Origin of the sequence: Actinomyces bovis, assembly GCF_900444995.1 — a bacterium.
In the GTDB taxonomy this organism is placed as follows: Bacteria; Actinomycetota; Actinomycetes; order Actinomycetales; family Actinomycetaceae; genus Actinomyces; species Actinomyces bovis.
In genome coordinates this window covers 65,137-77,872 of sequence record NZ_UAPQ01000011.1, presented here as the reverse complement: position 1 = coordinate 77,872, position 12,736 = coordinate 65,137, and the positions used below count along the sequence as shown (strand labels likewise).

The window sequence follows — 12,736 nt, the reverse complement described above, 5'->3', positions numbered from 1 at the left end:
CATGAGCCGTCAGCATCGAGATGACTCAGGGCAGTCGGCCTCCCTGGCCCGCTCCTCAGCAATTATGTTCGCTGGGACCCTGGTTTCCCGCCTGCTCGGCTTTGTGCGCAACGCACTGGTAGTGGTGGCCCTAGGCGCAACGGCCTCCGGTGCAGCCGACGCCTTTAACACCGCTAACGCTTTGCCCACCCAGCTGTACAACCTGTTGTTGGGCGGCATCCTCAACGCTGTGCTGGTGCCGCAGATCGTGCGTGCACTCAAGCAGGACAATGGCGACGACGTCGTAAACCGTCTGCTCACGGCTGCCGGCGCGCTGGTGGCGGTGGTGACGGGTCTGATGACTTTGGCCGCGCCGCTGGTGGTCAAGCTTTATGCCTCCGGTTTGGGGCGCTGGCAGCCTTTAGCGGTGGCTTTCACGGTCTGGTGTATGCCGCAGATCTTCTTCTATGGGCTCACGGCGCTGTGGGGTCAGGTGCTTAATGCGCGCGAGCGCTTTGGCCCATATATGTGGGCGCCGGTGGTCAACAACATCATTGCAATCGCTTCTCTGCTGGCCTATATCCAGCTCTATGGCTCCTACGCTGCCGGGGGTGATCCGGCCGCTTGGTCGTGGATGCGCACGGCGGTGATTGCGGGCGGCGCAACGCTGGGCATTGTGGTGCAGGCGCTGACTTTGTACCTGCCGCTGCGCCAGATCGGCTTCAAGCCCAAGTTGTCTTGGGGAGTGCGGGGCATTGGCCTGCGGGAGACCTCGATTGTGGCCTCCTGGGCACTAGCTGGAGTGTTGATTACAGGTCTGTCTGATATGGCCTGGACCAACCTGGGGTCGGCAGCAGTCACGGCCGCAGAAGGGGCTGCTAGCTCTGGTCAGATCATCCCGTCCACCACCATGTGGAATAACGCGCAGCTGGTCTACATCCTGCCGCAGTCCTTGATCACCACCTCCATTGTGACGGCCCTGTTCACGCGCATGAGCATTAAGGCGGCGGAGCGCGATGCCTTGGGAGTCAGGGATGACTTCTCCTTTGGGGCCCGCACAGTAGCGGTGTTCACCATGCTGGCCAGTGCCGGGATCGCGGTGCTGGCCACTCCGGCGCTGCAGGCCTTTGTGCCTTCCTTGTCTCTGGCTGAGGCGCAGGCGAGTGCCCCGATCCTGGTGGCTTTAGCGCTGGGCATTGTGCCGCAGGGGCTGTTCTTTACGGCGCAGCGGGTGCTTCTGGCTTACTCGGATACGCGGCGGCTTTTCTGGGCTTATGCACCGCTGGGAATCGTGCCGGTGCTGGCGGCTTTTGCGATTCATGCTTTGGCTCCGGCCCCGCACTGGATGACTTTGGCGGCGGTGGTCAACACCCTGGGCCACCTGATTGGCTTGGCTATCTGTGCGCCATTCATGCTGCGTTACATCCCGGACCTGGACACCAAGCGCATTGGCTCCAATCATCTGCGGCTGGGCTTGTCCGCTGGGGTGGCGGCCTTGGTGGGTATTGGGGTGCGTTATCTGCTGGGTCCAGCTGATGGCTCGCTGACTGGGAGTCGTCCGGTGGACGCCCTGGTGACCATCTTGTTGGTGGCCCTGGTGATGACGGTGGTCTACGCACTGGTGGCGGCTTTGGTGCGGGTGGAGGAGCTGTCCGTGGCCACGGGCCCCATCTCCCGGATCCTACGCAAGGTGGCCCGGCTGCTGGGGCCTGCAGGAGGCCCGCTCAATGCCCTGGCGTCCCGAATGGCACCTCCAGCTGGGACCGCCGCAGAGGCGGGGGCCACCGCAGTGGAGACTGCTGTCGAGTCTGACTTGCCGCCTTCAATCCCCCCACGAGCCGCAGCGGCCAGCCTGGCTGCCGGCGAGGGCCTGCCGCCCTCGATCCCCCCGCGGGGCCCGGTGCCTGTATTTACGCGCATGCCAGCCAGGTCATCCAGATCTGCGCCGCTGCACCAAACCGCATCCACCGCGACACCTGGCCGACCAGTGGCACCCAGGCCAGTACCGGTACACCGAGTCCCAGCGGCGCCTGCCCAAGCGGTGGGCTCAGCGTCTGTTCCGTTGCGGCCGGTGGCACCCAAGTCGGCACCGGTGGTGCGCCCGACGGCGTCGGCACCCGCCCAACCAGCCGCACCAGACCAATCAGCACCAGAGTCTGCACCCGTGCCTCCAGCGGCGCCTACCCGCAGGTCCCGGCGCGCACAATTGACCGCTGGACACCAGATTGCTACCGCACCCCAGCCGCAGGGGCTTGCAACTTCCCGCACGATTGCTGCGCCTAAGGCTCCGGTCGCCGCAGCCACGCCGTCGGCAGAACCCGAAACCTCCAATTCAGCAGAGACCCTTTCGCAACCTAGCGCTACGATGGATACTGACTCTCAGGTCAAGGGAAAGGACCGTGGTGTGGACGAGGGCAAGCCAATCGGCTCTGGCCGCTACCGGGTCCTGGACACCATGCCCACGACGCTCCCACACATCATCCGTCACCGCGGCAAAGACACGATCCTGGACCGAGATGTCACCATCCTTCTACTGACACCGGCCACCGCACATCGTGAAGAGGTCTTGAGCGCCGCCGCCCGCGCTGTGCTCATTGATGACCAGCGCTGCCAACGTATCTACGACGTCGATCAAGGCCGCGATGCTTTTATCGTCTCTGAGCCCACTTCCGGTGTGACTTTGCCACGCCTGGTGGAGCAGGGGCTAAGTACCGCCCAGGCTCGCGCAGTGATTGGAGAGTCGGCTCAAGCCTTGGCCTGCGCCTCGCTGCGCAACCTGCACCACTTAGTGCTGCGCCCCGAATCCATTCGCGTTGACGCCTCCGGTCAGGTGAAGGTGGCCGGAATTGGGATCGACGGCGCCGCCCGGGGCATGGATTCGCGTTTCCGCAGCCCGCTGCTGGCAGATAAAGACGACGCGAAGGCCTTGGTTGAGCTGCTCTACTACGCCGTCACTGGCCGCTGGCCTGGCAAGCGCAGCGGCATTCGTCCCGCCCCACGTCGCAACGGCGCTCCGGTGCCGCCATCTGAGATCGCTTCAGGAGTGCCGCAGGAAATCGACGCCCTGTGTGAGCGCACCTGGAAGGGAGATGTGCCTCGTTCGGCGGCAGAAGTGGCGGCGCTCCTGGAACCTTGGCCCAAGGTGCAACCGCCCAAGATGCCAGATGCGCCTGCAGCTCCCGCTAAGCCGGCTATCTCAGTTCCCGCACCGGTTGCCAAGCCCGCCGGGGTCGAGCCTGCAGACGCCGGCGCCGGCAGCACCGCGCTGGCGGAGGCGGGCGCTCGCGCTGCTGCAACCGCCAGCACTATGGCCGGTGCTACGCGCAGTCTCTTCACGCGGATCACGCGCTCGATTCGCACGGGGCAGTTCTCGCAAACTGGTGCGCAGCAGGCCCCAGCGGCAGCTCCGGCCAAGCAGCCTCCGGTCCCCAAGATGAGCTCTCCGGCCCCAGCCACCAGCCCGGTCCAGTCTGCCCGTCCAGCTGCAGCCAGCAGTGCTGCGCATGCCGCCGCAGAGGCGGGCGAGAAGCAAAGGGAGCAGATGCCCACTGGCTTACAGCGGGGTATGCGCGCTTTGCGTGCCCGACGTGGTGGTGGGCAGCAAGTCACCGAGAGTGCGATTCCCACGGAGGTGATGGGCCAGGGGCAGTTGGAGACACCACAGGGTCCCGGCTCCACCCGGGTGGTGGACATTGACTCGGTGCGTGGCGATTCAGACAGCCGAATGGCAGTGGAGTCTGACCTGATCACTATTGCGGATGACCAAGGCTCGGACCTGCTGTCTCAGGATGAGGACTCGGAGTTGGAGGAGCTCGTCGCTGGTGAGGAGGCTGAGAACCAGCGGACCACCAAGGGCGTCCTGATTGCCATTGGCGCGGTGGTGTTGTTGGTGGTCCTCTTCGCCTTCTTCAACCTGCTGAGCTTGGCCAAGGTACCGCTGACGGACCGAGAGATCCCGGCCGCCAAAACCGTGCCCACCCAAACTGCCGCAGCGCAAGAAGGTCAGCAGCCAGGTGGTGGAGCTCCTGCTGCCGCTCCACCGGTCCTAGCCGGTGCGCAGGTGCTCGACGGTGAGGAGCACACTGAACTGGCCGGAAAGCTTACTGACGGCGATCCCAACACCAACTGGTACACCCGCTACTACAACGACCCTTCCGTGCCTAATAACGGCAAGCCTGGCATCGGCGTCGCCTTCAAGTTGCAGGCTCCCGCCACCGTAAGCGCCGTCGAACTGCAGGGCACCGCGAATGGCGGGCATTTCCAACTGCGCAGCACCACTGCGCAGGATCCAGCCGGAGGCACGCTCCTGGCTGAGGGGGCCTTTGTGGGGGGCACTACCAGCATTTCCGTTTCGCCTACGGAGGCCTCCAATCTGGTGCTGTGGGTAACTGAGCTCCCCCGCACGCAGGACGGCAAGAACCGTGTGACGATTTCCGAGGTAGTGATCCGCTGAGGCGGGAACAAGCACGGTCTTTGGGTGGTTAGGGTGGCTGCAAGCCAACTAACTTCACAAGGAGAACCATGATCCACGACGTCGTCATCATCGGCTCTGGTCCCGCCGGTTACACGGCCGCCATCTACGCTGCCCGCGCAGGTTTGGCGCCTGTGGTCTTGGCTGGCTCTATCACCGCAGGTGGAGCCCTGATGAACACCACCGAGGTTGAGAATTACCCCGGATTCGTTGAGGGCATCATGGGGCCCGAGCTGATGACCCAGATTCAGCAGCAGGCGGAGCGCTTTGGCGCCGACGTGCGCTACGAGGACGTCACCGCCCTGGACCTGTCCGGTGAGGTCAAGCGGATCACCACCGAGGAGGAGGTTTATGAGGCTCGCGCAGTCATCATCTCCACCGGCTCGGAATACCGCAAGCTTGGGGTCGACGGCGAAGATCGTCTCTCGGGGCACGGAGTGTCTTACTGTGCCACCTGCGATGGTTTCTTCTTCAAGGATCAGGACCTCGTGGTGGTGGGTGGTGGCGACTCGGCCATGGAGGAGGCCACCTTCCTGACGCGCTTTGCGCGCTCCGTGACAGTGGTGCACCGCCGCGACCAGTTGCGTGCCAGCCAGGCTATGGAGAAGCGCGCCAAGGCTGATCCCAAGATCACCTTCGCTTGGAACTCGCAGGTGGTGGCCTTGCACGGTGAGGAGGCTTTGACGGGTGTCACCTTGCGGGACACGGTCACTGGGGAGGAGCGGCAGTTGGCGGCTACTGGCCTTTTCGTGGCCATCGGCCAGATTCCACGCAACGAGCTTGTAAAAGATGTCTTGGAGCTAGACGAGCAGGGTTACATCAAGGTGCAGACGCCTAGCCAGCGCACCGGCCTGCCCGGAGTCTTTGCCTGCGGTGACGTGGCCGACCCCATCTACCAGCAGGCGATAACTGCCGCCGGCTCTGGTTGCCGCGCCGCCTTGGATGTGGAGGCTTACCTGGCTGAGCTTGAGGCCTGAGCCCCGGTTGGGGAGCGAAGGTGTCCGCCTGGACCTATTCTGGTTCCAGGCGGCCACCGCTTTTGTTAGTACATTCATATATTTAACCGGCGGATGATTAAGGAGATTGCAATGACTGTCGTCCAGGACTTGCGGGGGGATGACTTTGAGGTGACCATCGCCGCCAGTGAGCTGCCAGTGGTAGTGGACTTTTGGGCACCATGGTGCGGTCCTTGCCGCCAAATGGCACCTGTGGTGAAGGAGGTCGCTCAGCAGCTAGCTGGGCAGGTGAGTTTCTACAAGCTCGACGTCGACGGCAGTCCACAGCTGGCCAGCAAGCTAGGAATCCGCTCAATTCCAACCTTTGTGGTCTTTCAAAGCGGTCAGGAAGTGCGCCGCTTTGGGGGTGCTCGTCCTAAGGGCAAACTCATCCAGGAGATTCAGCAGGCGCTGCAGTGAGCTCAGGTCGGCTTAAACCACTAGCAAGCTGAGGCAGACCCGCGCTACCGGTCCTCCGCATAAGTCCCAGCTACCGGTGCGGAGGACGCGCGTTTCTTAGGCGAACTACACTGGGCGCACCAGGCGATGATTTGAAAGCGGGGCCACCATGCAGTTCATTTCCACCCGGGGCGGCATGAGCCCCGCAGGTTTCACTGAAGTGCTTCTAGATGGCCTAGCACCCGACGGCGGACTAGTCGTGCCGGAGACGCTGCCCCGCATTACTCCTACCGACTTAGAGGATTGGCGCCAGCTCTCCTACCCGGAACTTGCTGCCAAGGTTATCGGGCTCTTCGCCACAGATATCCCGGCTGCGGAGCTAGCCAAGATGACCGCGCGCGCCTACAGCGTCGAGCGGTTCCCAGCGCCGGTGGTTCCAGTGGAACTCCTCGGGGAAGGCATCGGCCTGGTTGGGCTCTCGGAGGGCCCCACCATGGCTTTCAAAGACTTGGCTATGCAGTTCCTGGGCCAGGCCGTGCCCCATGTGCTTTCCCTGAGGGGAGGGGTGCTGAATATCCTGGGCGCAACCAGTGGCGACACCGGCTCTGCTGCCGAGCATGCCTTTCGCGCTAGCCCCGGCGTCTCCGTTTTCATGTTGTCTCCGGCAGGCCGCATGAGTGACGTGCAACGGGCCCAGATGTATTCGCTCACTGAGCCCACTATTCACAATATTGCGGTGCGCGGCGTCTTTGACGACTGCCAAAACTTGGTCAAGGAGCTTAACGCCGATGCTTCCTTCAAGAAGCAGCACAGCTTGGGAGCCGTCAACTCCATCAACTTTGGCCGCATCGCAGCGCAATGCGTCTACTACGTATGGGCTTGGTTGCGCGTGACCGATTCCCTCAGCGCCGCACAGCGGCAAGCCGAGCACACCAGTCCACGTTTGTCTTTCTCAGTGCCCTCCGGCAACTTCGGCAATATCTACGCCGGGCACTTGGCGCGGGAGATGGGGGTACCGATTCGCAGACTCATCTTGGCCACCAATGAGAACAACGTCTTAGACGAGTTCTTCTCCACCGGCATTTACCGCCCCCGACCCAGTGCGCAGACCTACGCCACCTCCAGCCCTTCCATGGACATCTCCAAGGCTTCCAATCTGGAGCGTTTCTTGTGGACGCTGCTCGGCCCTGAAGACTTCAAAGCCGCTTGGGCCACTTTGGAGGCCTCCGGCCAGGTCGATTTATCTGCTCAGCTTGAGCGGATGCGTACTGAGTTTGGCTTCGCCTCATCCTGCTCCACTCATCAGGATCGCCTCGCAGCCATTGCGGAGGTAAAGGCGAAGCACGGTCGGCTGATTGACCCGCATACTGCCGACGGCTGGACGGTGGCGCAGCGCCTGGCGGAGCCCGGTGAACTCGTGCTGGTGATGGAGACGGCGAAGGCTGCAAAGTTCGGAGAGACGGTGGCTGAAGCACTGAGTGTGCCTGTGCCTTCCACCCCGGAGATTGAGAAACTGTTGGCACTGCCGCAGCGAGTCGAGGAGATTGAGAACTCTGCTGCGCAGCTGCGCTCGATTATTGAGCAGCGGGCGCTCTAGGAAGTTCCTCGGCTAGCGGCGAGTGGGGGTCGCTTAAGCTGCTCCGCTCGCTTTCCGTTTGCGCGAGCCTTTCCCCAGTTGTTTGCGGTCAGTTTGGTTTCACGTGAAACACTCTGCTGACGTAGCTGACTCTCGGTTTCACGTGAAACATCGCTGGGGCAGACGACTACTGGTTTCACGTGAAACCTACCCCGCAGGTCTCGTTCCAGTTTGACCAGCAATCCGCAATCAGTATCGCCGCCGATATCTCCCAGACATGACCGCATGGCAGAATCATTGCACTACGCACCACCGGGGAGCGTACGAGAGGAAGTCATGACTGAGGACAAGACCGTGAAAGGGAATCGGCTAGACCCATGGTTGGATAACTACGCTGCACGAGCCCACGGCTTGCGCGCCTCAGAGACCCGCTCATTGTTTGCTGTGGCCTCGCGTCCCGAGGTCGTCTCTTTAGCTGGCGGAATGCCGAACCTCAAGGATCTGCCTATTGAACAGCTCGCCGAGGCTACCGCCCAAATGCTGCGCAAAGACGGCGGTAAAGCACTCCAATATGGCAATGGACAAGGGCTACCCCGGCTGCGCGAGCAGGTTACCGAGGTGATGGCCTTGGAAGGCATTGAGGTGGACCCGGAGGACGTCGTCGTCACCACTGGATCGCAGCAGGCCGTCGATATAATCACCGAGCTCTTCATTGACCCCGGCGACGTGATTCTCACGGAGGCCCCCACCTATGTTGGGTCTCTGTCCATTTTCTCCACCTACCAAGCGGATGTACAACAGGTCCCGATCGACGCCAAGGGTGTAGTCCCAGAAGCCCTAGAGGAGTCCATCTCCCGCTTGGAGCGGGAAGGCAAGCGGGTCAAGTTCTTCTACTGCCTGCCCAACTTCCACAACCCTGCCGGGGTAACGCTTTCCGAAGAGCGTCGCCCACAGATCATCGAGATCTGCCGACGTCACCACGTGCTTATCGTGGAAGACAACCCTTATGGCCTGCTGGGCTTTGCAGGACAGACCTACACCGCACTGAAGACCCTGGCACCAAAAGACGTGGTCTATCTGGGCTCATTCTCCAAGATTTTTGCGCCGGGTTACCGCGTGGGCTGGGCCGTAGCGCCCCCGGCGGTGCGGGAGAAGCTAAAGCTGGCCTCCGAGGCGGCCATTCTCTGCCCCTCCTCCATGGGGCAATATTCAATCTCCATGTACCTGGAGAGCTTCGACTGGAAGCGCCAGATCGAGGAGTTCCGCGGCATGTATCGACGGCGTCGCGATGCCATGATCTCAGCGCTCAATGAGTATCTCCCTAGGTGCACGTGGAACGTGCCCGAGGGTGGCTTCTACGTCTGGGTGGGCCTGCCTGAAGGACTCGACGCAAAGGACATGCTGCCGCGCGCCGTCACCAACCTAGTCGCCTATGTCTCTGGCACTGCTTTTTATGCCGGCGGAAAAGCCGGTCAAGACCACCTACGTTTGTCCTTCTGCTACCCCGAGCCTGCAGAAATCAAGGAAGGGGTGCGACGCCTGTCAGAAGTCGTCCTGCACGATCTGGAACTTCTAGAACTCTTTGGCCCCGCCACTTCACGTCCAATCAGCGGCGTATCCGCACCAGCGCCCGACCAGATCTGAGGAAAACCGCCATGAATGCCACCAACTCAATCAATGAGCCACTTCGCGTAGCCATCCTGGCAGGGGGTCTTAGCCACGAAAGGGATGTATCGCAGCGCTCCGGGCATCGCGTAGCTCAGGTCATGCGACACCTGGGTCACCAGGTCATTATTTTGGATGTGGACGCAAGGCTCCTGTCTTCCCTGCGGTCATTTGCCCCGGACGTGATCTGGCCCCTGGTTCACGGTGGCCCCGGAGAGGATGGCGGCCTGCAGAATATTCTGCTTGCGCTAGAAACCCCCTATGTCGGCACCCATTCAGACGGTTGCCAACGTGCATCCTTCAAGCCCACCGCCAAGGCCACCGTCCGCACCGGTGGGGTACTCACCCCAGACTCCGTCACACTGCCTAAGGCCTACTTTGCCCAGCTCGGGGCCCAGGAGGTCTTGACCTTGGTGGCAGAACACCTCGGCTATCCGGTGGTGGTGAAACCCAATCAGGGAGGCTCAGGGCTGGGGGTCTCTTACGCCGCTTCCGCTGACGAGCTCCGCTCCGCCATGGTCACCTGCTTCGCCTACGACGAGCGCGCGCTTGTAGAAAAGTACGTGCAGGGCACTGAGGCGGCCGTCAGTGTTGTGGACACTGGGCAGGGTCCACATGCGCTGCCGCCTGTAGAGGTGGTTTCTGAAGGCCAGTATGACTTCGACGCCCGCTACAACCCGGGTCGGTCAGAGTACTTCACTCCGGCGCGACTGGATGCAGCACAGATTGAACTTGTGCAGGAGACGGCGCTGAAGGTGCACCAAACCCTGGGCCTGGGCAATATCTCCCGCACCGATCTGATCCTCGATCAGGAAGGCACTCCGTGGTTCATCGATGTCAACGTAGTGCCCGGAATGACTGAGACTTCACTGTTCCCGATTGCCGCTGAAGCAGCCGGGAATCTGCCTCAGCTTTACGATGAGCTAGTACACAACCCGCTCTGCCACTGAGCTAAGCGAAACTGAGGGCCCTGGTCACCGAACGGTGACCAGGGCCCTTCGCTCTATTTGCGGCAGCGGCTTGGTTTCACGTGAAACCGTGCAGCAATGATCTGAATCGGGAACCTTAGTCCTCTGCCAGGGAAGTGCCGGGAGCCAGCGCATCTACGATGCGCGCTAGATCCTCATCGCCAGCAAACTCGATGGTGATCTTGCCCTTCTTTGCGCTGCGCGTGACCTTCACCCGGGTCTCGAAGGCATCTGAAAGCCGTGTCGACAGTGCCGGCAGCGGCATAGACCGAAGCCGCTGCGGCCGAGGAGCCATGGTGACATCCTCAGGCTCGTCATGCATGGCCACCAGCTCCTCGGCGGCGCGCACAGATAGGCCCTCTGCCACGATTTTCTGCGCCAAACGTTCCATTGCTCCGGCGTCTGGCAGACCCAAAAGCGCGCGAGCATGCCCAGCGGAGAGCACCCCAGCAGCCACCCGGCGCTGCACGAGCGCTGGCAGCTTCATCAGGCGCAGCGTATTGGAGATCTGGGAGCGGGAACGCGCAATGCGCTTAGACAGTTCTGCGTGCGTACAGCCAAAGTCCTCAAGCAGAGCTTTATAGGCAGCAGCCTCTTCCAGCGGGTTCAGCTGGACTCGGTGCAAGTTCTCAAGCAATGCATCGCGCAGGAGGTCCTGATCGTCGGTGTAGCGAACGATCGCAGGGATGGTCTCTAAGCCAGCCACCCGGGCGGCGCGAGTACGCCGTTCACCCATGATGAGTTCGTAGCGAGGATCATCGTCGTCAGTGTCGGGAGAGCGGCGGACGACGACGGGCTGCAGCAGACCAACCTCTTTAATGGAGGCGGCCAGTTCTTCGATTTCCTCATCGTCAAAGTACTGGCGCGGTTGCCGTGGGTTGGCATCAATGTGGTCCAGCGGAATGTGTCCAAAGGTCGCGCCCGGAACTGGCACTAAGCCTTCATCCGTAGCCTCGGTTTCACGTGAAACCAAAGCAGGCTCAGACTCCGCCTCTACAAAAACAGCCCCGGTCTCTGCAGGAGCGAGTTCCTCAGCCGCTTCGGTCACCGTGCGCGCAGCCTCCTTAACCTCGGCCACAGGAGCTTTCTCTGCGACGGCCTCCACCTCACAAGATTCTGGCCTCGCTGCTTTCGACTCGGGAGTCGCTGTCTTACTTGCCTTAACCGCCGCAGACTGCTTAACCGCGGCCCGCTTTGTGGCAACAGCTGGCGCCTGCGACGCCGTCGTCTTTGCTGCGGATGTCTTAGCACCTGACGCCGTCTTGACCTCAGCCTCTACCTCGGTTTCACGTGAAACCGCAGCGGGCTTGGCGGAGCGAGTCGGAGCCTTCTTGCTGTGTTTGGTGGTCCGTTTGCTGGGAGCTAGGAGTTTGGCCGCCAGATCGGAGTGCGAGGCAGACTGACTGCGGCTCCTATCTTCTGCCTGGTTCTCCTTGGTGGTTGTCCCCTTAGCCGCAGTCGCGCTACGACGTGAACCTTCGGGGAAGAACACGTCACTTGGACGCCCCACTGGCTCGGCTTGAGCGGAAGGCATCAGTGCCTCTAGTCCGCGGCCTAGCGCACGCCTTTTTTCAGCCATGGTCACGCCTCCTCAGCGTCGTCATTGCCCGCAATATCCGCAACCAGGTCGGTGTCGGCAGCAGCAGTCGGATTCCACATGAGTCCCGCAACTCCGCGGTAAGCAATCTCTTGGGCAAGCTGTTTATAGGCAATGGCGCCACTGCAGCGCGGATCCCAGAAAACCACTGGCGCTCCAAAAGACGGCGCCTCAGCCACCCGCACTGAACGAGGAATTCGCGTCAGCAGGGTCTGTTGTGGGAAGAAGCGACGTACCTCGCCCTCCACTTCTTTGGCCAGAGTGGTGCGGCGGTCAAACATGGTTAGGGCGATCATGGAGATAGCTAGATCAGGATTGTGCAGCTCAGCGATTCGGTCAATGGACCGGCTCAGCAGGGCTAGGCCTTCCAAGGCGTAGTACTCAGCCTGCATCGGGATTAAGACCTCATTGGAGGCCACAAAGGCGTTGATAGTCATGATGCCCAGGCTCGGCGGGCAATCAATCAACACATAGTCCATCCGCGGCAGGCTCTGCCGCTCCCGCTCAGCTAGATAGGCATCCAGGGCCTTGGCTAACAGAGACTCGCGGCGGGCCGCACCCACCAATTCAACCTCGACCGCTGCCACGTCTAGGCTCGCAGGCACACATGAAAGCGTTGGCGAGAACTCAGTAATAGCCACCACCTCGGCCAGAGGCATGCCTTCCACCAGCACGTCGTAAACGGAGGCAATATCCTCCCCGTGCTCCACCCCCAGGGCGGTTGAGGCATTGCCCTGGGAGTCGGCGTCAATAACCATCACGTGCAACCCGGCCTCAGCGAGCGCAGCGGCGACGTTGACCGTAGTTGAGGTCTTGCCAACGCCACCCTTCTGGTTGGCCACAGCGATCACGCGGGTCTTATCTGGCTGCGGAAAGCCCCCCGCCGCCACCTCATGCAGCGCGGAGTGGTCCGCTTGCAGCTCGTCGAATATCGATCCGGACACGTGTACTCCTCACAAATCGATTCCCTCGGTGCTAAGCACCAGGGCTCGACCAGTCTACGTGAGTGACACCTGCGCACACGCGCCCGACGTACGTCAATTGCCAACAAAATGACGCAAACACACCATAATGCAGCCCTAATTA

Annotated in this window: 8 protein-coding genes; 6 read left to right on the top strand and 2 right to left on the bottom strand. The window is 61.7% G+C overall.

Going from position 1 to position 12,736, the window contains the following annotated elements; genetic code table 11:
• Window position 1: 1 nt before the first annotated feature.
• From DR039_RS10460 to DR039_RS10435, 6 genes are all read left to right on the top strand, one after another.
• Window positions 2-4,432, top strand: a complete 4,431-nt coding sequence (locus DR039_RS10460) for a murein biosynthesis integral membrane protein MurJ (RefSeq protein WP_111837307.1) — start codon at window positions 2-4, stop codon at window positions 4,430-4,432.
• A gap of 68 nt (window positions 4,433-4,500) precedes the next feature.
• Window positions 4,501-5,427: a thioredoxin-disulfide reductase gene (gene trxB, locus DR039_RS10455; protein WP_111837306.1), complete on the top strand. Its 927-nt coding sequence runs from the start codon at window positions 4,501-4,503 to the stop codon at window positions 5,425-5,427.
• 111 nt (window positions 5,428-5,538) lie between these two features.
• Complete coding sequence (gene trxA / locus DR039_RS10450) at window positions 5,539-5,865, top strand: thioredoxin (protein WP_111837305.1); 327 nt, start codon at window positions 5,539-5,541, stop codon at window positions 5,863-5,865.
• 148 nt (window positions 5,866-6,013) lie between these two features.
• A complete protein-coding gene (gene thrC, locus DR039_RS10445) occupies window positions 6,014-7,441 on the top strand; it encodes a threonine synthase (RefSeq protein ID WP_111837304.1) in 1,428 nt (475 codons plus the stop codon).
• Between the two features lie 315 nt (window positions 7,442-7,756).
• Entirely contained in the window at window positions 7,757-9,064 is a 1,308-nt protein-coding gene (locus DR039_RS10440) for an aminotransferase-like domain-containing protein (protein ID WP_111837303.1), read from the top strand.
• 29 nt (window positions 9,065-9,093) lie between these two features.
• On the top strand, window positions 9,094-10,035 hold the full coding sequence (locus DR039_RS10435) for a D-alanine--D-alanine ligase family protein (protein WP_172458383.1): 942 nt from the start codon (window positions 9,094-9,096) through the stop codon (window positions 10,033-10,035).
• A gap of 115 nt (window positions 10,036-10,150) precedes the next feature.
• Here DR039_RS10435 and DR039_RS10430 read toward each other — a convergent pair whose 3' ends face one another.
• Window positions 10,151-11,632 (bottom strand): ParB/RepB/Spo0J family partition protein, encoded by a 1,482-nt coding sequence (locus DR039_RS10430; protein ID WP_111837301.1) that lies wholly within the window; start codon window positions 11,630-11,632, stop codon window positions 10,151-10,153.
• A gap of 2 nt (window positions 11,633-11,634) precedes the next feature.
• Window positions 11,635-12,594, bottom strand: coding sequence for a ParA family protein (locus DR039_RS10425; protein ID WP_111837300.1), 960 nt, complete (start codon window positions 12,592-12,594; stop codon window positions 11,635-11,637).
• Window positions 12,595-12,736 lie beyond the last annotated feature (142 nt).